The organism is Kitasatospora sp. NPDC036993, from assembly GCF_055607525.1.
In genome coordinates this window covers 38,061-60,988 of sequence record NZ_JBVJRP010000020.1, presented here as the reverse complement: position 1 = coordinate 60,988, position 22,928 = coordinate 38,061, and the positions used below count along the sequence as shown (strand labels likewise).

The window sequence follows — 22,928 nt, the reverse complement described above, 5'->3', positions numbered from 1 at the left end:
CGGGGAGGGGAGACGGGGGAAGGACGGGTGTATTTCATCCGCTGGTCCGTTGAACGGCGGTCAAAATCCACTCGCGGGAGGCAGTTTCGACTACTCCGAATGAGTGAGGGAAAATTCGGGGTCGGAGTTATCCACAGGAAAAAAGAAGTTTTCGGTGGGGTTCGTGGATTGCGTCCACTCTTGCGGCCATGAACGCGATGAACAACGAACACGTCATTCTGTCCCTCGGTCCGGCCTCCGGTCACCGGCAGGTCGTCATGCGCGGTCCGGCCGACATGGCCGAGCTGCTTCCGTACTTCCTGGGCTTCTACCCCGACGACAGCATCGTCGCGGTCGGCCTCCACGGCCCCGGTCTGCATCAGGGCGGGGTGATCCGGGCGGACCTGCCGCGGTCGCCCGCGCAGTGGCCGGCCGCCGCGGAGGAGACGGCCGCGCTGCTGGTCGCCCTCTCCGAGCGGCACGGCGCCCGGCCGCTCCAGGTGCTCCTCTACCTCTGCCAGGATCCCGGCACCGCCCACGCCCCACCGGTGGCGGACGGGCTGCGGCCGCTGGCCGACGCCCTCAGGGCGGCCTTCGGGCGCCGGGGCGTGGCCGTCAAGGAGTCGCTGTGCGTCTCGGACGGCCGCTGGTGGTCCTTCATGTGCCGCGGCGACGGGTGCTGCGATCCGGCGGGCAACCCGGTGCGGCGCAGCCCCGGTCCCGGTCCCGCGGCAGCCGCCGCGACGGTCGCCGGCCTGGTGCCGCGCGGCAGTCGGAAGGCGATCATCGGCGGGCTGGATCCGGTCGGCCCGCCGGAGGAGGCCGCCCAGCGCGAGGCGCTCGCCCGGGCCGAGGCGGTGGACGCCCTCGCCAGGGAGCAGCGCATCGCCCTGCTCGACCAGGCGGTCGCCGAGTTCCGGGCCGGGGCCAGGGAACTCGACGCGGACCGGACGGCGCAGCTGCTGCTCGCCCTGCGGGACCGCCTGGTGCGGGACCGCGGCGTCGAGTACGCCAGGCCCGACGAGCTGGCCCCGGCCGAGCGGCTCTGGCGCTTCCTCGCCCGGCGGGCCGTGCCGCCGTACGGGGGCTGCGCGGTGGCCCCGCTCACCCTGTTGGCCTGGACGTCCTGGGTCGCGGGGGACACGGCGACGGCGCGGGTCGTCCTGGGTCACGTGCTGCGCCTCGCCCCGGGCTACCTGCTGGCCGAGCTGCTCTACGAGTCGCTGAACGACGGCATGACGCCCCAGGGCCTGCTGGCCGCCGTCGAGGCCCAGCGGCGGCGGCGCGAGGAGCCCGCTCCCGGGACGGTCCCCGGCGACGGAGCGGAGCCTCCGGCAGGCGGGGCGCCGAGCGGTGGGGCACCGAGCGGGGAGGCGCCGCCGCCTGCCGGAGGCGTGCCGTCGGGCGCCGCGGCCGGCGGGGCCTCCGGTGAGCGGCCCGGACGGTCGTCCGGCGCGCGGCGGCACCGGCGAGGTGGGCGCCGGAAGGGCTCCTCCACGGCGTCGGCACCGGCTGATCCGGGCGCGGGTGCCCCCGAGGGCCCGGAGCCGGACGCCGGCGCCGCCGGATCGGTCGCCCTGCTGCCGGCGCCCGGGAGGGCTGTGACACCCGGGCACACCCCGGCCGCCGGGGAGCGGATCGCCCGCGGCCTGCGGCTCGGCCGGGCGGCGGCGTGCGCGCCCGCCGCCCACACCGCCGGCGGCCTCCACCGCTGCCGGGGCGTCCGGCGGGCGACCAGAGGAGGCCACCGTGCGCACTGAGCCGCTCCGCGCCGCCGCACCGGCCCCCGGGCCGCTACGCCTCGCCGTGCGCCATCTTGATCAGGCGGTCCAGCACCGTGCCGCCGCCGACCCGGAGGCCGTCGTGCTCCCACTCGTTGGTGACCCAGGCCCGCAGGCCGCGCACCGCGCGGGCGGTCTCCAACGAGTCGGCGGTGTCCACGTACATGTCGTCGTGGTACACCGCCGCCACCACCGGCACGGTGTTGCCGGCCAGCCGCGCCCGGTCGTACAGGTCGGGCCAGTCGGTGCGCGCGGCGAGCAGCTCCGCGGTCTCCTTGAGCGGGCGCAGCGCCGGGTCGGTGTCGAACATCCAGGGGTAGATCATCTCCCCGGTGAACAGCACCGGCGCGCCGGACTCCAGCGCGGCCCGGGCGTCGAACTGCGGGAACTCCTTGCGGACCCGCTCGGCCGCCCAGGCGGTGCCGCCCTGGTCCACCGACCGCTGGCCGTAGATCGACTCGTGCAGCACGGCGTACAGCGGGCCGCCCGCGAAGGAGAGCTGCGCCTGGGCGCCGGCCAGGAAGGTGTCGGAGAGCTCGGGCCCGGCCGCGCCCTCCACCCAGGCCTCCTCCAGCAGGTAGTGCAGGGTGCCGGAGCCGCTGCCGCCGCCGAGCAGCAGGCCCAGCACCTGGAACGCCTCGACGGTGAGCAGTCCGCCGTCCGGCAGGGTCGCGGGGGAGTCCGCGAGGTGGGCGGCGATCCGGCGCACCGCCTCGACGTCCTGCGGGAACCGGGCGTAGTGGTCCTCGTTCTTGCGGACCACCCGCGGGTAGGCGGCGCGGTAGACGTCGTCGGCCGAACTGCCGAGGCCGGCGAGGCCGCCGGTGATGAAGGCCTCGGTCAGGCCTTCGGGCGCGATGGAGAGGTAGGTGAGGGTGCAGAAGCCGCCGAAGCTCTGGCCGAGCAGGCTCCAGCGCCGGTCGGCGCCGAGCAGCCGTTCACGGATCAGCTCGGCGTCCCGGACGATCGAGTCCGCGCGGAAGTGGGCCAGGTAGTCCGCCTGCTCCTGTGGGCCGCCACGCCGGGCGAGGGTCTGCCGGGTCGCGGGAGTGGACCGCCCGGTGCCGCGCTGGTCGAGCAGGAGCACCCGGTAGTCGTCCAGGGCGCGATCCAGCCACGAGTCCCGGCCGAGCGGGCGGGCGGCCTTGCCACCGGGCCCGCCCTGGAGGAAGACCAGCCAGGGCAGGTCGTCCCGCTCGCGGCCTGCGGCCACCACCTCGCGGGCGTACACCTCGATCTGCTCGCCCTGCGGGGCGGCGTAGTCGAGCGGCAGCTGGAAGACGTGGTCGGTCGTGACAATCCCGGGCAGCCGGCTGATGGCGGACATGCAACTCCTCGGTCTCTGCTGGTCACAGCGATGGCGTCGCGGTTCACGGGGTCACCGGGTGCGGGGGCCGCGACCCCCGCACCGTATCCTGGCGGCGGTCGGGCCCCGGTTGGACCGCCCTGTCCGCCCGACGGACGGCCGGCACCGGCAGGCGCCCGGTCCGAGCCGGTCCCGCGGCGGGCGGGAAGACAGGAGTCGGCTCCGGATCGCGACTGATGACGCACCCGCGACAGCCCCGGTGATGTTCCGGCGGAAGCGGCACGACCGCCCGGCGGAGCCGCCGCGACCAGCGGCGCAATGGCGGGGCGTGACCTGGCGGCGGTGCGCGGCGTTGACTCCGGGGGCCTGCGCCCGGTTCGGGCGGGCCGATCGCCGGGCGGTGCGGACCCGGCCGCCCGGGCGCCGGCAGCGGTCGGCGGTCGCGTGCGGCGCCACGACCGGTCGCCGCCGCGGGACCGGGCGGTCCCGCGGGTGCGCGCCGTGGGGGAAGGGCGCCACCGGCAGGCCGGGACGTCGGACCTGACGGCGTGCCGGGCACGGTGACGGCCTCGGAACGAAGGCGCGGAGCGCCGGTACCGGCCCGGTACCGAGCACCGCATGGCACGACCCGCCGCCGGGTACGGCCAGACACGGCACACCGCCGACGGGACAACCCGCCGGCCCGGCACCATCAGCACGCGATCGAGCATGCTCGCGGCCCACCGGCCTGACCGGCCACCGGACCGCCGAGGGGAGGAGAGTCCGGTGACCGCCATGAGGCCACCACAGGCCATGCCGGCCGAGAGCGTGGTCGGCGCACCGCCCAGGCTGGTGGGTCGTCCCGACCAGGTGCCGGCGGCAGGACCGTCGGGCGCACCCGGCGGCCCGGGCCGCCCCGCGGCCCCGCCGCGCCCGCAACCGCCCGCCGTCCACCACGCGGTGATCTGCGTCAACGCCCCGTCGATGGCCGCCTCCGGTCCCGACGGCCAGCTGCGCGGCCACGGCCTGCACGGCTTCTTCCGCAACGGCGTCCGGGTGCTCGCCCGGATGGAGCTGCGGATCGGCGGCATGGAGCCGCTGCCGCTCCAGGGCACCCTGACCAGTACCGCCCAGGCCCGGTTCCTCGGAGCCGTCCGCCTTCCCGGCGACCTCGATCCGGACCCGGCGCTCACCGTGGAGCGGCTGCGCCACGCGGACGGCGTGGAGACCGTGGTCGTGCGCAACACCGGTCCGCGGCCCGCCCGGCTGCCGCTGGAGATAGCCCTCGGCACCGACCTGGGCCCGGTCGCCGAGATCGCCGCCGGGCACCGCCAGCCCGACCTGCCGGGCCAGGTGCAGTCCGCCGGGCTGCGCTGGGCGGGCCAGGTGCACAGTGCCGTGGTCAGCGCCCAGCCCTCCCCGCACGCCGTCCTGGCCGGCGCCGGCGTGCTCCGCTGGGACCTGGAGGTCCAGCCGGGGGCCCGCTGGTCGGTCGAGCTGCGCACCGAGCTGGAGAGCGCCGTCACCGGCCCCCGCCCGCCGGGCGGGCGCGGCACCGGGGTCCCGCTGCCCTGGTCCGAGCCGGAGATCCGCAGCGACGACGCCCGGGCCGCCCCGCTGGTCTCCCGCTCGCTGGACGCGCTCGGCGGGCTGCTGTTCGCCGATCCGGACCGCCCGACCGATCTCTACCCGGCCTCCGGTGCGCCCTGGCGCTTCGGCCTCGCTCCCGCCGACGCGCTCTGGGCCGCCCGGCTGACCCTGCCGCTCGGCACCCGGCTGGCCGCCGGCACCCTTCGCGCGCTGGCCCGCCGGCAGCAGCCCGCCGCCCAGGGCCGTACGGAGGGCCTGCTGCCCGGTGCCCTGCGCCACGGCGGACCGGAACTGCCGCCCACCTGCACCGCCACCGAGGCCACCCTGCTGTTCGTCACCGTGCTGGCCGAGGCCTGGCGCTGGGGCCTGCCCCGGGCGGAGGTCGCCGACTTGCTCCCGGCCGCCGAGCGGGCCCTGGCCGCCCTGCGCGAGGGCCTGGTCGACGGTTTCGTCACCGACCTGAGCCGTCCGGCCGAGGAACGCTCCGCCCACCCGGTGGCCGCCCGCGCCGAGGTCCAGGCGCAGGCCCACCGCGCCGCCCTGCACGGGGCCGAGCTGCTGGAGGCCTTCGGCCGACCGGGCGCCGAGGACTGGCGCGGCTGGGCCACCGCGCTGCGCGGGCGCTTCCGCGAGCGGTTCTGGGTCGACGACCTCTCCGGCGGCCGTCCCGCGGCCGGGCTGGCTCCGGGCGGCCAGCCGCTGCCCGCCGTCGCCTCCTCCCTGGTGCACCTGCTGGACACCGGGCTGGCCGTCGACGGCGGTCGGCACGAGAGCCTGCTGGACCGCGAGCAGACCCGGCTGCTCGCCCAGCGCCTGGTCGCGCCGGAGCTGGACAGCGGCTGGGGCCTACGGACCCTGAGCGCCAAGTCCCCCCGCTTCAACCCGCTGGGCCACCGCGGCGGCGCCGTGCGGGTCCACGAGACGGCGCTCGCGGTCGCCGGGCTGGCCGAGGCCGGTCACGAGAACCAGGCAGGCACCCTGCTGGAGGGCCTGCTCGCCGCGGGCGCCCACTTCGAGGGGCGGCTGCCGGAGATGTACGCGGGGGAGCAGCGGACCCTCGGCTGCCCGCCGGTGCCGCACCCGGCCGCCTGCCGCCCGGCGGCGGTCTCCGCGGCCGGTGCCGTGCACGCGGTGTTCGCCCTCGCCGGGGTCAGACCCGATGTCCCGGGTGGCCGGGTGCTGGTCCGCCCGGCCAGCACCGCACCGCTCGGCGAGCTGGAGCTGACCGGTCTGCGGGTGGCGGGCGAGCCCTTCTCCGTCCGGGTGAGCCGGATCGGCGTCGCGATGGTGGAGGAGGCGTCCGCGGACCTGCAACTCGTCGCCCACTGAGCCTGCCGCCGCGTCCGCGCCCCAGGCGTCGGTGACACCGGGTCACCGACGCCGCGCCCGCCCGGGCGTGGACCGGCGCGAGCCGCACCGGCCGGTAGGAGCGCCTGGCCCTGCGCGGGTCCATGAGCGGGCCTGTGCTTATCGTCAGAGAGACGACTATGATCGTGACCATGTCGCGTTACGATCCGTCGGCCTTTCCCCCGTTCGCTGTCACGGTTGACCTCGTGGTGCTGACGGTGCGCGACCACTCGCTCTGCGCCCTGCTGGTCAGACGTGGTGAGCCGCCGTTCCAGGGCTACTGGGCGCTGCCCGGCGGCTTCGTCCGTCCGGACGAGGGCCTGGCCGAGGCCGCCTCCCGCGAACTGGCCGAGGAGACCGGCCTGCGCGCCCACACCGCTCCCGGCCACGACGCGGTGGGCCTCGGCGCGGCCGGCGCCCACCTGGAGCAGCTCGCCACCTACGGCCACCCGCAGCGCGACCCCCGGATGCGCGTGGTCAGCGTCGCCTACCTGGTGCTCGCCCCCGACCTGCCGACTCCCCGGGCGGGCGGCGACGCCAGCGGCGCCCGCTGGGCCCCGGTCGGCGAACTCCTCGGCGAGAACCCGGCCGACGGCGTCCCGCTCGCCTTCGATCACGGCCTGATCCTCGCCGACGGCGTGGAACGTGCCCGCTCCAAGATCGAGTACTCCTCCCTCGCCACCGCCTTCTGTCCGACCGAATTCACCGTCGGTGAGCTGCGCCGCGTCTACGAGGCGGTCTGGGGCGTGGTGCTGGATCCGCGGAACTTCCACCGCAAGGTCACCGGCACCCCCGGCTTCCTGCTGCCCTCCGGCGGCACGACGACCCGTCAGGGCGGCCGTCCTGCCCAGCTGTTCACCGCCGGTGGCGCGACGGTCCTCAACCCGCCCATGCTCCGCCCGGAGTCCTGAGCCCCGCCCGTCTGTTCCGGGCCCGCGCCAAGCGCCCCGCCCGGCCCACCCCACCGGGGCGCGGCCCCGGGCAGCCGAACGGCCCGGCCCGGCTGCGGGCACGGCGGCAGCGGCGCAGAGTGTCGGTGAACGCCCCGGCCGCAGGGCCGGAGGCCCACCGGACCCAGGGAGCCCCGCGATGGCCCTCAAGGACTGCGCCAACCAGCGATTCCTCATCGAGGGGCTGGCGGCGGACTACCGCAGCCTCGACGCGACCACCACCGGTACGGAGGGCGAGCTGGCCGCGCTACAGGCCGGGCCAGGGGCGCCCGCGGCGATCGCCGCGGTGGAGGAGCGATTGGCCGCCGAGCGCGAGCGACTGGGCGAGATCGCCGTCCAGGGCCAGGCCGCCGTCGACGAGTTCCGGGCGGTCTGCGGAGGCGAGCAGCTCCCGCCGCTGCCCTGGCCCGCTCGGTAGGCCGCCCCCTCCGCCGGCCCGGTGCCCCGCCCGGCCGAAGGCCCGGAACGGGCCGGTCACTCGTGAATCGCAGGATCGGATTGTCCCCTGATCGGGTGAGGTGGGCAGTCGTAGGGCCCGTGCCGTTCCCGTAATGCCCGGAATAGCCGTCGCGGCCCCCTAATGTGCTGGCGCGGAGCCGCGCGGGCGCGTGCCCGCCCGTCAGGGGGCGCTCCGTGTCGAGCAGGTGGGCCGAAGGCATGGGAGCAGCCAGCGATGATCCAGATCACCGGACTGACCAAGGTCTATCGCAAGGGGGCTCCGCCTGCGGTGCTCGACCTGACCTTCGACGCCAGGCCCGGCACGGTGACGGCACTGCTCGGCGCTGAGGGGGCGGGCAAGTCCACCGCGCTGCGGCTGATGCTCGAACTCGAACGCGGCCAGGGTGTCACGCTCTTCGACGGCCGCCCCTACCGCCGGATCCGTCACCCCGAGCGCGAGGTCGGCGTGCTGCTGTCCGGGCCGGGGCAGGGCGCGGCCGCGGTGGCCGGGCACCCGGGCCGCCGGGCGCGCAGCCACCTGCGGATGCTCGCCGCGGTCGCCGGCGTCTCGGCCCGGCGGGCGGACGAACTGCTGGAGCAGACCCGGCTGGCCGCCGTGGCCGGGCAGCGGCTGCGCACCTTCTCGCCGGGCATGCACCGCCGGCTGGGGCTGGCCGCCGCCCTGCTCGGCGACCCGGGCACGCTGCTGCTGGACGGTCCGGCCGAGGGCTTGTCGCCGCGCAACGTCGAGTGGTTCCACTCCTTCCTGCGCTCGTTCGGTGCCGCCGGCGGGACGGTCCTGGTGACCACCCGGACCCCGCAGGAGGCCTCGCAGCTCGCGGACCGGGTGGTCACCCTGGACCGCGGCCGTCTGGTGGCCGACCAGCCGGTCGCGGAGTTCCGGCGGACCAGGCTCAGCCCCGAAGTGGCCGTCCGGGGGCCGCAGATGGCGCGGCTGGCGGACCTGCTGGTCAGCCAGGGCGCCGAGGTCCGCCGAGACGGCAGCGTGGGGCTCGCGGTGGTCGGCATCGACCGCACCGAGATCGGCGAACTCGCCTACCGCCACGGGATCCTGCTGCACGAGCTGGCCGACCGGGTGGTCGAGCAGCCGGCGCCGCGGGTCGTCCTGCCGGCCGGTTCGGGCCGTTCCGGCCACCTCCGCCTCCACCCGACGGCCGAGGCCGGACCGAGTTCCCGGCCGGCCGCGGAGCCGGCTCGGGAACCGGCCGCTGAGCCGAGCCCGCGGCCGACGTCCGAGCGGGTCCCCGAACCGGCCGCCGAACCGCCTGTCGAGCCGGTCACCGAGCCGGCCTCGGCGACCGCTTCGACGCCGGCGGTCGAGCCGGGGACGGCCCCGAGCAAGGCCCCGGGTCCGGCCCCGGGTCCGGCCTCGACAGAACCGGCGGAGGCCGCCACCGCCGGGCAGCGCCGGGCGCCCTGCCGTCCCCGGGAGGACGGTTCGCTGCCCACCCGCGCGCTGCCCGTCGTGGCCGTCGCCGCCGCGCTCCCGGCGGCCGCCCTCCCCGTTCTCGGCTCGTCCGGGCGACGGTCTGACCCCGCCGCCCGCCGACCCGCCCCGGTCGCGCCGACCGCCCCGGTCGCGCCGATCGCTCCGGTGCCGGCCGCGATGGTCACTCCGACCAGGCCCGACACCTCCGAAGCAGCCCCCACGGTGGCCGTCGACCGGCTCTTCCGTGACGACCCCGTCCCGGCCGAGGGCCAGGCCAGGGCGCGGACCCCGCGCCGTCGGGCGAGCGCCGACGACCTGTTCACCGAGGACACCGTCCGCCTGCGCCGCCCGGTCCCGGGCGCGGCCGCGGCCTGCCCCTCCGCGGCCCGGACTCCCGCCCTGCCCGCCGCCCCTGCGGCCCCCGCCACCCCCGACGACCACCGGAGCGAGTGAACCGTGCGTGTCCTGGCCTACGAGCTGCGCCGCCTGCGCGGCCTACGTTCCACCTGGCTGCTGCTCGCCGTCGTGCTGTCCGGCGGCGCCGTCGTGGCCGCCGTCCTGGCGAGCCAGGCCCCGGACGGCCCGCTGGCCGCCCCGGCCGGGGTGCGGCTGCTGACCGCTGCCGTCCCGCTGGCCCCGCTGCCCTTCGCGGCGCTCGGCGCCGGAGTGCTGGGCGCACTCTCGTACGGGCACGAGGTGCGCCACCCCGGACTGCCCGCCTCGCAGGTGTCGTACCCGCGCCGGGTGCGGCTGCTGCTGGCCAAGCTGCTGGTGATCGGCCCGGTGGCGGCGCTGCTGGCACTGGCCACCCTGCTGCTGGACACCGTGGCAGTGCACCTCGCGCTGCCGGACGGCGTGACCGTGGCGGCCTGGGCGGACCCGGCCGCGCTGTCGGACCGGGCCTCCGAGGCGCTCACCGGTGCCGGGCTGTCCGGGCTGTCCGACCTGCCGGACGCCTTCGCCCCGCTGGGGCTGGTGGCCGGCCACGGCGTGCCCGCCGCACTGCTGGCGTTCGTCCTGCTGGCCGTGGTGGCGGGCTGGACCGGGGTGCTGACCGCCTCGCTGACCCGCAGCGCCGCGGCCGGGGTGCTGCTGCTCTGCGCCCTGCCGCCGCTGCTGGAGTCCGGCGTCGCCCTGCTGCTGCGCCACACCGGCAGGCCGTGGCCGACCCGGGCGGCCGAGCTGCTGCCGTTCCAGTCCGGGATCGAGTGGGCCTACGGCTGGGTGTATGGCGGGGCGCAGGAGGCCGTGGCCGGGAGCGCGCCGCTGACCGATTCGACGCTGCTCGCCGCCGTCGCGGCGCCCGCGGCGGTCCTGCTGCTGGCAGCCCTGCTGGTCCAGGCCCGCCGCCGCGCCCTGTAGGGGCTCCCGGCAGAACCGCTCCCGGCCGGTCAGCGTCCCGCGCCGCCGCTCCCCGTACCGCCGGGCCCCGCCGCCGCACCCCGGGAGCGGTCCCGCCAGGGGCGCCAAGATCGACCGACAGTGACCGCGGCGGTGACCACAATGGGCGTTTCTTCCTGATAAGAAGTCAATTATCCAGTCGCGGCCGATCACCCTTTCGTGTGCTTTTCACGAGAATTCTCAAGCCATGCCTGCCGATCGCCGACAAAGGAGAGCGTGAGTACCCTTGCGCACCCCACCATGACCCCCGCCCGTTCCGCCGATGGGCCCATCCACGGCCCCGGCGACCTGGACCGCTACTCGTACGCCGACCGGCCGACCCCGCCGGCGCCCCGCTGGGAGGGCGCCGAGTCCGACATCACCCGGGTCGGTCGCAAGACCACCAGCAGCCGCGGCCGCGGTCTGCACGGCCAGCTGGTCCAGCAGCTCGGCCAGATGATCGTCTCCGGCGACCTCGGTGCGGACCGCCCGCTGGTGCCCGAGGAGATCGGCCAGCGGTTCGAGGTCTCCCGGACCGTCGTCCGCGAGTCGCTGCGCGTGCTGGAGGCCAAGGGCCTGGTCAGCGCCCGGCCGAACGTCGGCACCAGGGTCCGCCCGGTCGGCGACTGGAACCTGCTGGACCCGGACATCATCGAGTGGCGCGCGTTCGGCCCGCAGCGGGACGAGCAGCGCAGGGAGCTGTTCGAGCTCCGCTGGGCGATCGAGCCGCTGGCCGCCCGGCTCGCCGCCGGCCACGGCCGGGAGGACGTCCAGCAGCGCCTGGTCGAGCTGGTCGAGATCATGGGCCACGCCGCCTCCCAGGCCGACCTCGCCACCTACACCCGGGCCGACACCGAGCTGCACGTCCTGATCCTCCAGATGGCCGGCAACCGGATGCTGGAGCACCTGTCCGGGATCGTCGCCTGCGCCTTGCAGGTCTCGGGCGGTCCGGCGATCTCCTGCGAGCGGCCCTCCGAGTCCTCGGTCGGTCTGCACGCCCGGCTGGTGGACGCGCTGGGCGCCGGTGACGGGACCGCGGGCGAGGTCGCGATGCGGGCGCTGCTCACCGTCCACCCCGAGGTCGAACCGTCCGTCCCCGCGCCCCGGGAGCACTGAACGGGCTGTTTCGACGAGTGGAGGCGCCGGACCGCGGCGGCCCGCTCCGCCAGGGCCCTCCGGCCGCACCCTGCGGCGCAGCCGGAGGGCCTCCGCATGCCCCCCGCCGGCCGGGCGCCGGGTCAGGGAAGGCGGACCCGGGAATGGCGGCGGGAAAGCCGGACGCCCGGCAAGGTTTGTCCATGACAAATGATTTGCCCGGGAGTGCGCGATGATGGAAGCGGCCCCGGGTTGCGGACGCCGGATGGTGTGACCCGCGACACGAAGGCCATGCGTAACACTTGACGAGTAGCAGCGATGTGTCCTGAGCGGAAGCAGCTCCGGAATACTCCAACATGTCAGAATGCTGTGTTGGTCCGCGGCGCTGCTGCCGTCCTGCAAACCCAGTCCTCAAGCCCGAGTCGGTCGGAATCGACACCGCGCGCCCGGCGCGCGATCTCCTTCCCCGCCCGCTCGGGCGGCCGGTACGGGTTCGAGTCCACTCATCGTCCGAGAGGTTGTTCGTGTCGGCCAGCACATCCCGTTCGCTTCCCCCCGAGATCGCCGAGTCCGCGGCTCTGCTGGCGCTCATCGAGCGGGGCAAGGCCCAGGGGCAGATCGCCGGTGACGACGTGCGCCAGGCGTTCGAGGCGGACCAGATCCCGGTCACCAAGTGGAAGAACGTCATGCGCAGCCTCAACCAGGTACTGATTGAGGAGGGGGTGGACCTCATGGTCAGCGCGGCCGAACCGGCCGGCGCCAAGCGCAAGAGCGTTGCTGCCAAGAGCCCCACCAAGCGCACCGCCACCAAGGCTGTCACCACCCGGACCCCGGCCGCCCCGTCGGCCCCGACCAAGCCGCCCGTGCGGATCGCCCCCGGCGCCCCCGTCGCGGCCGCCGCCGCTCCGGCCCCCACGGTCTCCGCCGAGATCACCGCAGAGGGGTCGGCCACGGGCATCGCCGAGCTGAAGGCGGCTCCCGCGAAGAAGGCCGCCGCGGCCAAGAAGACCGCGGCCAAGAAGACCGCGGCGCCGGCCAAGAAGACCGCCGCCAAGAAGACCGCCGCCAAGTCCGCCAAGGGCGGCGACGAGGAGCTGCTCGGCGAGGAGGAGAACCTCGAGGACGCCGCGCTGCCCGGTGACAAGACCGAGGCCGAGGGCACCGCCACCGGTCCGGAGGAGGAGTCGGAGGGCTTCGTCCTCTCCGACGACGACGAGGACGACGCGCCGGCCCAGCAGGTCGCCGTCGCCGGTGCCACCGCCGACCCGGTCAAGGACTACCTGAAGCAGATCGGCAAGGTCCCGCTGCTCAACGCCGAGCAGGAGGTCGAGCTCGCCAAGCGCATCGAGGCCGGCCTGTTCGCCGAGGACAAGCTTTCGGCCGCCGACAAGCTCGCCCCGAAGCTCAAGCGCGAGCTGGAGATCATCGCCGAGGACGGCCGCCGGGCCAAGAACCACCTGCTGGAGGCCAACCTCCGCCTGGTGGTCTCGCTGGCCAAGCGCTACACCGGTCGCGGCATGCTCTTCCTGGACCTGATCCAGGAGGGCAACCTCGGTCTGATCCGTGCGGTCGAGAAGTTCGACTACACCAAGGGCTACAAGTTCTCGACCTACGCCACCTGGTGGATCCGCCAGGCGATCACCCGCGCCATGGCCGACCAGGCCCGCACCATCCGCATCCCGGTGCACATGGTCGAGGTCATCAACAAGCTGGCCCGCGTCCAGCGCCAGATGCTCCAGGACCTGGGCCGCGAGCCCACTCCGGAGGAGCTGGCCAAGGAACTCGACATGACCCCCGAGAAGGTCATCGAGGTCCAGAAGTACGGCCGTGAGCCGATCTCGCTGCACACCCCGCTGGGCGAGGACGGCGACAGCGAGTTCGGTGACCTGATCGAGGACTCCGAGGCGGTCGTCCCGGCCGACGCGGTCTCCTTCACCCTGCTCCAGGAGCAGCTGCACTCGGTGCTGGACACCCTGTCCGAGCGTGAGGCGGGCGTGGTCTCGATGCGCTTCGGCCTGACCGACGGCCAGCCGAAGACGCTGGACGAGATCGGCAAGGTGTACGGGGTCACCCGTGAGCGCATCCGCCAGATCGAGTCGAAGACCATGTCGAAGCTGCGCCACCCGTCGCGCTCCCAGGTGCTGCGCGACTACCTGGACTGATCGACGGCAGTCGTTCCACGCGAAGGCCCGGAGCCGCACGGCTCCGGGCCTTCGCGGCTGTCCGGGCCCGTGCGCGTCAGCGTCCGGGTGGTGGTTGTCCCTCGTCCGGGTGGCGGTGCGGCGGGAAGCGGTCGCACCGTGTAGCCGGTCACCTACGCTTTGGCGGTTGCCTGCTTCCGAGCCTCCTGGAGTCACGGTGCCGACCGAGCCGGACCGCACTGACCTGCCGACGCCCACCCCGTTCCCGGCAGACCTCGCCGACCCCGCCGATCCGGCCGCCGCCCGGGTGGGTCGCCGCCGCCGCAGGGCCGTCGTGCTGGCGCTGCTCGCCGCGGTGCCCGTTCCGCTGGTTGCCCTCGGCACCGCGGCACCGGCCGAGGCCCAGCGCCGGGTGGTCGGCGGCACCGGGGTGAGCACCGCGGAGCACCCGTGGATCGTGGCGCTGTCCAGCCGTACGCAGTTCGGCAGCGGCCGTTCCGGCCAGTTCTGCGGGGGCGCGCTGGTCACCCCGACCAAGGTGGTGACGGCCGCGCACTGCTTCTACGACGAGTCCAAGGGCCGGGTGGACCGGCCGGGCCTCAAGGTGATCGTCGGCCGGGACGACATGCGCGGCACGACCGGCCGCGAGGTGGCGGTGCGGTCGGTCTGGGTCCACCCCGGCTACTCCTTCGCCGCCAACATGAACGACGTCGCGGTGCTCACCCTCGCCGAGTCCCAGGGTGCCCGGCCGGTGGTCGAGCTGGTCGGCCAGGGCGAGAGCGCACCGTACGCGGCCGGGACCAGGGCGCAGGTGTACGGCTGGGGCGACACCACCGGCCGCGGTGACTACTCGCCGACGCTGCGCGGGGTGGACGTGCCGATCGTCCCCGACCACGCCTGCGCGCAGGCCTACCCGGGCGGGGAGGACGGCAAGTTCGACGCCCGGGGCATGGTCTGCGCGGGGGAGGAGAGGGGCGGCAAGGACGCCTGCCAGGGCGACAGCGGCGGCCCGATGGTCGTCCAGGGCCGGCTGGTCGGCCTGGTGTCCTGGGGGACGGGCTGTGCCGAGGCGGCCCACCCGGGCGTCTACACCAGGGTGTCCTCGGTGGCGGACGAAGTCCGTTCGGTGCTGTGAGCGTCGCGTCGGGTGAGCGGGCCGTCACCTACTGACACCGGGTTCTGACGCCGTGTCGGGCCGCTACGGCGGGGCCGACGTCCGGCCCCGGCGGGCGCCCCGAGGTACAGCAGAGCCGGGCGACCGGCCCCCGAGGGGGTCAGTCGCCCGGCCCGCCGGTCGCGCGCGGTGCACGACCGGGCACAGCTCGACGCTGGCTGCTGGTTCCGGCGCTCGGGATCAGCGCTCGTCTTCGGCGGCCGTGGCGTTGGTCGTGGTGGTCAGGCGGCCGCTCTCGTCCTGTATCTCCACGGCGATCTTCTTGAGCTCGGGCTCGAACTTCCGGCCGTGGTGGGCGCAGAAGAGCAGCTCTCCGCCGCTGGCGAGTACGACGCGCAGGTAAGCCTGGGCGCCGCAGCGGTCGCAGCGGTCAGCCGCGGTCAGCGGGCTCGCAGGGGTCAGAACAGTAGTCACGTCGCCTCTTCTCTAGCTCGACGAGCTGTCGTACCAGGGTCAACATCCAACCAGGCCGAAAACGTTCCCGCTCGTGGCTTTTCTTCTCTGAGGATTCTGCTGTGTTGATGAGGACGTGCCCCGGGCGTCGGTGGTTCATGCGTGCCGAGTCCCGGGATCCGCCCGTGGCTCGAACGCCCGATCGGGATCGGGTGCGGGGTCCGCGTAGCATAATCCTCTGCCGGGTTGGAGCATAAGCCCCTTCCCGGGCCCCGGTAGCCTGCATAACGGCAGTTCCGGGGCCTGTGCCGGGCCCCACGATCCGCCAGGACCGGTGGTACCGGGAGGAGATGGCGCCCCGGGGCCCGCACCCGGGTGCGGTGCTTGTTCGCGCAGCGCGTACAAGCTGCGCGGGGCCGGCCCGTCGTGCTGTGCACCCGGTGCAGGGGTTCGGGCACGCAGGGCGACGGATGTCGGTGCGGCGTGCTGCACTGGCGTTTGGTACGGATGCGTCCGGATGTGACCGATGAGACAGAACTTCACCGAGGAGAGTGCCGCGTGAGTGCCGAAACGACCGTGCCGTCCGCGCTGCTGGCCGGCGACGACGGTTCCAACTACACCGCGCGGCACCTGCTCGTCCTGGAGGGGCTGGAGGCGGTCCGCAAGCGCCCCGGCATGTACATCGGCTCGACCGACAGCCGCGGTCTGATGCACTGCCTCTGGGAGATCATCGACAACTCCGTCGACGAGGCGCTGGGCGGCTACTGCGACCGCATCGAGGTCCTGCTGCACCCCGACTCCTCGGTCGAGGTCCGCGACAACGGGCGCGGCATCCCGGTCGACGTCGAGCCCAAGACCGGGCTGTCCGGCGTCGAGGTCGTGATGACCAAGCTGCACGCGGGCGGCAAGTTCGGCGGCGGCTCCTACGCGGCCTCCGGCGGTCTGCACGGCGTCGGCGCCTCGGTCGTCAACGCGCTCTCCGCCCGCCTCGACGTCGAGGTCGACCGCGGCGGGCACACCCACGCGATCAGCTTCCGCCGCGGCACCCCCGGCCTCTTCACCGAGACCAGCCCGGACGCGCCCTTCGAGCCGGGCAACGGCCTGACCAGGACCCGCAAGGTGCCGAAGGCCCGCACCGGCACCCGGATCCGCTACTGGGCCGACCGGCAGATCTTCCTCAAGGACGCCAAGCTCTCCCTGGAGACGCTGCACGGCCGCGCCCGGCAGACGGCCTTCCTCGTGCCCGGCCTGACCATCGTGGTGCGTGACGAACGCCTCACCGAGAGCGAGCAGATCGACGAGTCGGTCTTCCGCTACGACGGCGGCATCGCCGAGTTCTGCGAGTTCCTGGCCCCCGACAAGCCGGTCTGCGACGTGCTGCGGCTGCGCGGCGAGGGCACCTTCAAGGAGACCGTTCCGGTCCTGGACGACCTCGGCCACATGACCCCCACCGAGGTCACCCGCCAGCTCGGCGTGGACATCGCGCTGCGCTGGGGCGCCGGCTACGACACCACCCTGCGCTCCTTCGTCAACATCATCGCCACCCCCAAGGGCGGCACCCACATGACCGGCTTCGAGCGCTCGCTGGCCAAGACCGTCAACGAGGCGCTGCGCGCGAGCAAGCTGCTGCGCGTCGCCGAGGACGACATCACCAAGGACGACGCCACCGAGGGCCTCACCGCGGTGGTCACCGTCCGGCTCGCCGAGCCGCAGTTCGAGGGCCAGACCAAGGAGGTGCTCGGCACCTCGGCGGCCAACCGGATCGTCGCCGCCGTCGTCGCCAAGGAGCTCAAGGCCTTCCTCACCTCGGCCAAGAAGGACCAGAAGCTCCAGGCCAGGGCCGTGCTGGACAAGGTCGTCGCGGCCGCCCGCACCCGGGTCGCAGCCCGGCAGCACAAGGAGGCCCAGCGCCGGAAGACCGCGCTGGAGACCAGCTCGCTGCCCGCCAAGCTGGCCGACTGCCGCAGCGACGACGTCGAGCGCAGCGAACTGTTCATCGTCGAGGGGGACTCCGCGCTCGGCACCGCCAAGCTCGCCCGCAACTCCGAGTTCCAGGCGCTGCTGCCGATCCGAGGCAAGATCCTCAACGTGCAGAAGGCCTCGGTGAGCGACATGCTCAAGAACGCCGAGTGCGCCGCGATCATCCAGGTGATAGGGGCCGGCTCCGGCCGCACCTTCGACATCGACCAGGCCCGCTACGGCCGGGTCATCTTCATGGCCGACGCCGACGTCGACGGCTCGCACATCCGCACCCTGCTGCTCACCCTCTTCCACCGCTACATGCGGCCGATGGTCGAGCAGGGCCGGGTCTTCGCCGCGGTGCCGCCGCTGCACCGGATCGAGCTCACCAATCCCAAGCGCGGCCAGGAGAAGTACCACTACACCTACTCGGACGCCGAACTGCGCTCCACGCTCCTGGAGTTCCAGCGCAAGAACCTGCGCTGGAAGGACCCGGTGCAGCGCTACAAGGGCCTGGGCGAGATGGACGCCGACCAGCTGGCCGAGACCACCATGGACCCGCGCCACCGCACCCTGCGCCGGATCAACCTGGGTGACCTGGAGCAGGCCGAGAGGATCTTCGACCTGCTGATGGGCAACGACGTGGCCCCGCGCAAGGAGTTCATCGTGGACTCGGCGGCCACCCTGGACCGCTCCCGCATCGACGCCTGAACCGGCTCGTACCTCCGGGGCGCTGCCGACCGGCCGGGCCCTCCACCCACGGGTGGGGGCCCGGCCGCTGTTCGGGCGGCCGCGGGGAGACGTCCGCCGGGGAGCCGTCCACCGGCGCGTCGTCCTGGTGATGCGCCGTCACCCGGACGTGGTGCTGACGTCTGTGCGGACGCCGGCGCTGTGACAATCTGCCCGCTCGGGGCCGCTCTGTGGGGCCGGGCGCAGGTGGTCGCACGCGCGTCCGACGCGGAATCACCGGGACGCAGCAGTAGTCGGATGAGTGTCCGTCAGATGATCGATCACCTCATCGAGTGAACGTATCTGCGATGGTCAGAGGGGCTGTCCAAGGGCCGCCATCATGGTTCGGGTCAGAACATCCGGCCGTCCAGGAGCAGCAGTGCCACAGCCGCAGACGAGCAGTCCCGGACAGGGACAGCGATTCGACTGGTGGGCCGCTCCGGCCGCCGGTACCCCCGTTGAGCCCGCCGAGCCATCGGCCGCGCACCGCCGAACGGCGGTACCGGCGCAGTCGGGCCACGCCCGTACGGGCCAGTCGGCAGAGGCCGTCGTCGAACCGGTGGCCGTCGGCGCACCGGTCCACGGGACCGCCGTCGAGCCGTTCGCCACCACCCCCACCGACCCGGCGGCCCCGGACGCGGCGGACACGCCACTCGTGCCGCCCGCCGACGAACCGGTCGCCGACAGCACCGAGGTCTACCGCACGGTCCAGGCCAGCGAGACCTTCCGGCAGATCCGCCGCAGCTACCGGACGTTCGTCTTCCCGATCACCGGCGGCTTCCTCGCCTGGTACCTGCTGTACGTCGCGGCCCAGGCCGGCGCCCCGGACCTGATGCGCCGCGCGGTGGCCGGCCCGCTCAACGTGGCCTGGATGCTGGGGCTCTCGCAGTTCGCCTCAACCTTCCTGCTCGCCTGGCTCTACGCCCGCAACGCCCGGACCAAGCGCGACCGCGCCGCCCTGGGCCTGCGCTGGGACACCCAGGACCAGCTGCGATGACGACCCTGACGAGCATTGTGCCGACCGACGCGGCCAAGGCCGCGCTGCGGACCGTGGTGACCACCGCCACCCCGCCGCCCGTCGCCCCCACCGGCGACCACCACTCGCTCGCGATCGCGCTGTTCGCCGTCGTGGTCCTGGTCACCCTGGGGGTCACCCTCTGGGTCGGCCGCCAGGGCAACGCGGCCGAGGACTTCTTCGCCGGCGGGCGCGACTTCACCCCGCTGCAGAACGGCTTCGCGCTGTCCGGGGACTACCTCTCCGCCGCCTCCTTCCTGGGCGTCGCCGGGTTGATCGCGCTGTACGGCTACGACGGCGTCCTCTACAGCATCGGCTTCCTGGTCGCCTGGCTGGTGGTGCTGATGCTGGTCGCCGAACTCGTCCGCAACGCGGGCCGGTACACCCTCGCCGACGTGCTCGCGCTGCGGCTGCGCCGCCGCAAGGTGCGCGCCGCGGCCGGCGGCGCCAGCGTCGTGGTGACCCTGCTCTACCTGGTCGCTCAGATGGTCGGCGCCGGTTCGCTGGTCGCCCTGCTGCTCGGCACCGGCAGCCCGCACGCCCGCACCTGGACCATCATGGCGGTCGGCGCTCTGATGATCGTCTACGTCACCATCGGCGGGATGCGGGCCACCACCTGGATCCAGATCATCAAGGCCTTCCTGCTGACCGGCGGTTCGGTGCTGCTCACCGTGCTGCTGGTGATCCGCTTCCACGGGGACCTCGGCGAGCTGATGCGCCAGGCCGCCGAGCACAGCGGCGCCGGCCACCGCTACCTGGAGCCCGGGCTCAAGTACGGCGGCAGCCTCACCAGCCGGCTGGACTTCGTCAGCCTCGGTCTGGCCCTGGTGCTCGGCACCGCGGGGCTGCCGCACATCCTGTCCCGCTTCTACACCGTGCCCACCGCGCGGGCCGCCCGCCGCTCCACGATGTGGGCGATCGGCCTGGTCGGCAGCTTCTACCTGATGGCCATCGTGCTCGGCCTCGGCGCCACCGCGCTGATCGGCTCGGCCGAGGTGCGGCACGCCAACTCGGCCGGGAACACCGCCGTTCCGCTGCTCGCCCTGGTGCTCGGCGGCGGCAACGGGAGCACCGGCGGGGTGGTGCTGTTCGCGCTGATCTCGGCGATCGCCTTCGCCACCATCCTCGCCGTGGTCGCCGGGCTGACCCTGGCCTCCTCGGCGGCCTTCGCCCACGACATCTGGGCCGGCGCCTGGCGCGCCCGGCCGGGGCGCGAGCAGGAGAAGCGCGGCCGCGGGCGTCGCCGCCGGAACGAGTCCGTCCCCGCGTCGCGGTCGGCGGAGGAGTCGGTGTCCGAGGTCAGCGAGCAGCAGGAGGTGATGGTCGCCCGGATCGCCGCCGCCGGGATCGGTGCGACGGCGATCGTGATCAGCCTCTTCGCCCAGCAGCTGAACGTCGCCTTCCTGGTCGGCCTGGCCTTCGCGGTCGCGGCCTCCTCCAACCTGCCGGTGCTGCTGTACAGCCTGTTCTGGTCGCGGTTCACCGTCCGGGGCGCGGTCTGGGCGGTGTACGGCGGACTGGTTCCGGCGATCGTGCTGGTGTTCTTCTCGCCGGTGGTCTCCGGCTCCTCCGAGGCGCTCTTCCCCGGCCTCGACTTCCACTGGTTCCCGCTGGAGAACCCCGGCATCGTCTCCATCCCGCTCGGTTTCCTGGCGGGCTGGATCGGGACGGTCACCTCGTCGGTGCCGACCGACCCGGACCGGTTCGCCGAGCTGGAGGTGCGAGCACTCACCGGTGCGGGCGCGGCCTGAGCCGTCGCGCCCGGGGAACCCCGGCGGGCCTGGGGCCGCCGGGGTTCCCCCATGTCCGCCCACCGGCCTGGTGGCCCGGTTACGCCCGGGCCGCCAGGCCGTAGCGGTGCTCGGGGCGGCCGGTGTCGCCGTAGCGCAGGGTCAGCCGCAGCCGGCTGTCCCGCTCCAGCTGCTTGAGGTAGCGCTGCGCGGTGGAGCGGCTCAGCCCGGTGGCGTCGGCGACCTCCTGAGCGGACAGCGGCCGTCCGGCCCGGCGCAGCACGCCGAGCACCAGGTCGGTGGTGGGCGCCGAGTGGCCCTTGGGGAGCGTCCCGGCCGGGGCGGCGGCGCTGCGCAGGGTCGCGAACAGCCGGTCCACCTCGTCCTGCCCGGCCTCCCTGGCCGGGGCGGCGAGCGCGTGCCGCAGCTGCGCGTACGCCACCAGCTTCTCCCGCAGTCCGGCGAAGGTGAACGGCTTGACCAGGTACTGGAGCGCGCCGTGCTGCATCGCGGCGTGCACCGTCGAGACGTCCCGGGCGGCCGTCACCATCATCACGTCGCAGGCGACCTGGCGGTCCCGCAGCCGGCGCACCAGGGCCAGACCGGTCTCGTCGGGCAGGTGGTGGTCGAGCAGCAGCAGGTCCACCGGGCGGCGCTCCAGGGCGGCCAGTGCCTCCGCGGCCGAGTGCGCGGTGCCGGTCACCCGGAACCCGGGGACCTTGGCCACGTACGCGGCGTGCACGTCGGCGACCCGGAAGTCGTCGTCCACCACGAGTACGTCGATCATCACGCCTCCACGAGCCGAGTGGTGAGCAGGGCCTCGGGCAGCTCGACGGTGAACCGGGCGCCGCCGAGCGGCCCGGTGTCGAGCACGATCCGGCCGCCGGTCCGCTCGACCAGCCGCCGCACCATCGCCAGCCCCAGCCCGCGCGGACGGTGCGCGGGCGCGTCCTTGCTGGTCCACCCCTCTTCGAAGACCCGCTCGCGCAGGTCCTCCGGCACGCCGGGCCCGCTGTCCGCGACCTGGAGCAGCAGGGTCGGGCCGGCCGCCGCCAGGCTCACCTCGACCCGGCCCCCGCCGCCCGCGGCCAGCGCGTCCACCGCGTTGTCGATCAGGTTGCCGAGCACCGTCACCAGGGCCCTGGCGTCCACCACCGTGTCCGGCAGGTGCGCCGCCGGGGCCAGCGCCAGCCGCACCCCGCGCTCGCCCGCCACCGCGGTCTTGCCCGCCAGCAGGGCGGCGACGTGCGGGTCCTGCACCTGCTCGGCGATCCGCGCGGCGATCACGGCGTGCGAGCCCGACTGTTCCGAGATGAACGCCACCGCCTGCTCGTGGCGGCCCAGCTCCAGCAGGCCCAGCAGGGTGTGCATCCGGTTGGCGTGCTCGTGGTCCTGGGCCCGCAGCGCCTCGGTCAGGCTGCGGGTGGTGTCCAGCTCGCGGACCAGCGACTCCAGCTCGGTGCGGTCGCGCAGGGTCACCACCGCGCCGCCCTCGGGCGTGGCCGTCCGGTTCACCACCAGCACCCGGTCGTCCCGGACGGCCGGCAGGTCGGCGCCGGTGATCCGCCCGGAGAGCACGTCCGCCAGCCGGCCGGGCGGCAGTACCGCGTCGATCGGCCGGCCGGCGCAGTCCTCGGGCAGCCCGAGCAGCCGCAGGGCCTCGTCGTTGGCCAGCCGGATCCGGCCGTGCTCGTCCAGTGCCACCATGCCCTCGCGGATGCCGTGCAGCATCGCCTCCCGTTCGACCAGGAGCGCCGAGATGTCGGCCAGCGCGATGTTGTGGGTGCGGCGCTTGAGGCGGCGGGCCAGCAGGAGGGTGGCGAGCGTCCCCGCGGCCAGACCGGCCCCGGCGCACAGCAGGATGCCGGTGAGCATCTTCAGCAGCCGGCGGCGGATCGAGTCGTCGCTGATGCCGACCGACACCTCGCCGACGATCCGGCCGTCCGCCATCCGCAGCGGCACCTTGCCGCGGGCGGTGCGGCCCAGGGTGCCCTCCTGGATGGCGGTGACGCTGCGACCGCTGAGGGCCGGCTCCGGGTCGGTGCTGACCCGCAGGCCGATCCGGCCCGGGTCGGTGTGCGAGAGCCGGATGCCGTCCAGGTCGGTGACCACCACGAAGGTGGCGCCGGTGGCCAGCCGGATCTGCTCGGCGTTGCGCTGCGCGGCCACCACGTCGCGGCCGGCCGCGGCCCGGGCGATGCTCTCGTCGGCGGCGGTGGCCTGGGCGATCGACAGCGCCCGCTGCATCGCGTCGTGGTCCAGCTCGCTGCTCACCGGGGCGAGGAACAGCCCGGCGGTCACGGTGGTGACGCCGACGGTGACGACGGTCTGGCTCAGCAGCAGCTGGGCGAAGACCCGGCGGGGCCAGTGGGGGAGCTTCAACCGGGCCTCCTCTCGGGGGCTGCGGGGGATCGGGCGCCTTCGGCTGGGGTGGACGGCGGTCGGTGCGCCTTTCGGCGGGGGGAGGTCGGCGGTCGGGGCGCTCTCGGAGG

General features: G+C 74.5%; 16 protein-coding genes. 12 read left to right on the top strand and 4 right to left on the bottom strand.

Features of this window, described 5'->3' with window-relative positions; translation table 11 throughout:
* The first annotated feature begins 188 nt into the window (after positions 1 to 188).
* Complete coding sequence (locus ACZ7C5_RS32380) at positions 189 to 1,739, top strand: DUF4192 domain-containing protein (RefSeq protein WP_401091948.1); 1,551 nt, start codon at positions 189 to 191, stop codon at positions 1,737 to 1,739.
* A 34-nt stretch (positions 1,740 to 1,773) separates the two neighbouring features.
* On the opposite strand, the gene ACZ7C5_RS32375 is transcribed toward ACZ7C5_RS32380, so the two are convergent.
* Positions 1,774 to 3,087: an alpha/beta fold hydrolase gene (locus ACZ7C5_RS32375; protein WP_470324051.1), complete on the bottom strand. Its 1,314-nt coding sequence runs from the start codon at positions 3,085 to 3,087 to the stop codon at positions 1,774 to 1,776.
* Positions 3,088 to 3,840: 753 nt separating this feature from the next.
* Between ACZ7C5_RS32375 and ACZ7C5_RS32370 the strand changes: the two genes are divergently transcribed.
* The 8 genes from ACZ7C5_RS32370 to ACZ7C5_RS32335 all read left to right on the top strand — a co-directional run bounded on the left by ACZ7C5_RS32370 (position 3,841) and on the right by ACZ7C5_RS32335 (position 14,571).
* A complete protein-coding gene (locus ACZ7C5_RS32370; RefSeq protein ID WP_401091983.1) occupies positions 3,841 to 5,964 on the top strand; it encodes an amylo-alpha-1,6-glucosidase in 2,124 nt (707 codons plus the stop codon).
* Between the two features lie 170 nt (positions 5,965 to 6,134).
* Positions 6,135 to 6,893, top strand: coding sequence for an NUDIX hydrolase (locus tag ACZ7C5_RS32365; RefSeq protein WP_401091950.1), 759 nt, complete (start codon positions 6,135 to 6,137; stop codon positions 6,891 to 6,893).
* A 178-nt stretch (positions 6,894 to 7,071) separates the two neighbouring features.
* Positions 7,072 to 7,350 (top strand): hypothetical protein, encoded by a 279-nt coding sequence (locus ACZ7C5_RS32360; RefSeq protein WP_401091951.1) that lies wholly within the window; start codon positions 7,072 to 7,074, stop codon positions 7,348 to 7,350.
* A gap of 255 nt (positions 7,351 to 7,605) precedes the next feature.
* Positions 7,606 to 9,273: an ABC transporter ATP-binding protein gene (locus tag ACZ7C5_RS32355; RefSeq protein WP_470324050.1), complete on the top strand. Its 1,668-nt coding sequence runs from the start codon at positions 7,606 to 7,608 to the stop codon at positions 9,271 to 9,273.
* Between the two features lie 3 nt (positions 9,274 to 9,276).
* Complete coding sequence (locus ACZ7C5_RS32350) at positions 9,277 to 10,182, top strand: hypothetical protein (protein WP_470324049.1); 906 nt, start codon at positions 9,277 to 9,279, stop codon at positions 10,180 to 10,182.
* A 255-nt stretch (positions 10,183 to 10,437) separates the two neighbouring features.
* Positions 10,438 to 11,316: a FadR/GntR family transcriptional regulator gene (locus ACZ7C5_RS32345; protein ID WP_188296077.1), complete on the top strand. Its 879-nt coding sequence runs from the start codon at positions 10,438 to 10,440 to the stop codon at positions 11,314 to 11,316.
* A gap of 503 nt (positions 11,317 to 11,819) precedes the next feature.
* A complete protein-coding gene (locus ACZ7C5_RS32340; protein WP_401091954.1) occupies positions 11,820 to 13,457 on the top strand; it encodes an RNA polymerase sigma factor in 1,638 nt (545 codons plus the stop codon).
* 196 nt (positions 13,458 to 13,653) lie between these two features.
* Positions 13,654 to 14,571 (top strand): S1 family peptidase, encoded by a 918-nt coding sequence (locus ACZ7C5_RS32335; RefSeq protein ID WP_470324048.1) that lies wholly within the window; start codon positions 13,654 to 13,656, stop codon positions 14,569 to 14,571.
* A 219-nt stretch (positions 14,572 to 14,790) separates the two neighbouring features.
* Here ACZ7C5_RS32335 and ACZ7C5_RS32330 read toward each other — a convergent pair whose 3' ends face one another.
* Positions 14,791 to 15,024 carry a DUF7455 domain-containing protein gene (locus tag ACZ7C5_RS32330; RefSeq protein WP_401091956.1) on the bottom strand — a complete coding sequence of 78 codons (234 nt, stop codon included), beginning with the start codon at positions 15,022 to 15,024 and terminating at the stop codon, positions 14,791 to 14,793.
* 537 nt (positions 15,025 to 15,561) lie between these two features.
* Here ACZ7C5_RS32330 and ACZ7C5_RS32325 point away from each other — a divergent pair.
* From ACZ7C5_RS32325 to ACZ7C5_RS32315, 3 genes are all read left to right on the top strand, one after another.
* Positions 15,562 to 17,673, top strand: a complete 2,112-nt coding sequence (locus tag ACZ7C5_RS32325; protein ID WP_401091957.1) for a DNA gyrase/topoisomerase IV subunit B — start codon at positions 15,562 to 15,564, stop codon at positions 17,671 to 17,673.
* A gap of 577 nt (positions 17,674 to 18,250) precedes the next feature.
* The gene (locus ACZ7C5_RS32320) at positions 18,251 to 18,688 is read left to right on the top strand and encodes a DUF485 domain-containing protein (RefSeq protein ID WP_470324047.1); all 438 of its coding nucleotides are present in this window, start codon (positions 18,251 to 18,253) and stop codon (positions 18,686 to 18,688) included.
* Positions 18,685 to 20,457, top strand: a complete 1,773-nt coding sequence (locus tag ACZ7C5_RS32315) for a solute symporter family protein (protein ID WP_401091959.1) — start codon at positions 18,685 to 18,687, stop codon at positions 20,455 to 20,457. The genes ACZ7C5_RS32320 and ACZ7C5_RS32315 overlap by 4 nt, the downstream gene beginning before the upstream one ends.
* A 79-nt stretch (positions 20,458 to 20,536) precedes the next feature.
* Here ACZ7C5_RS32315 and ACZ7C5_RS32310 read toward each other — a convergent pair whose 3' ends face one another.
* The gene (locus ACZ7C5_RS32310) at positions 20,537 to 21,223 is read right to left on the bottom strand and encodes a response regulator (RefSeq protein WP_188296082.1); all 687 of its coding nucleotides are present in this window, start codon (positions 21,221 to 21,223) and stop codon (positions 20,537 to 20,539) included.
* Positions 21,223 to 22,818 carry a sensor histidine kinase gene (locus tag ACZ7C5_RS32305; RefSeq protein WP_401091960.1) on the bottom strand — a complete coding sequence of 532 codons (1,596 nt, stop codon included), beginning with the start codon at positions 22,816 to 22,818 and terminating at the stop codon, positions 21,223 to 21,225. The genes ACZ7C5_RS32310 and ACZ7C5_RS32305 overlap by 1 nt, the downstream gene beginning before the upstream one ends.
* Positions 22,819 to 22,928: the final 110 nt, after the last annotated feature.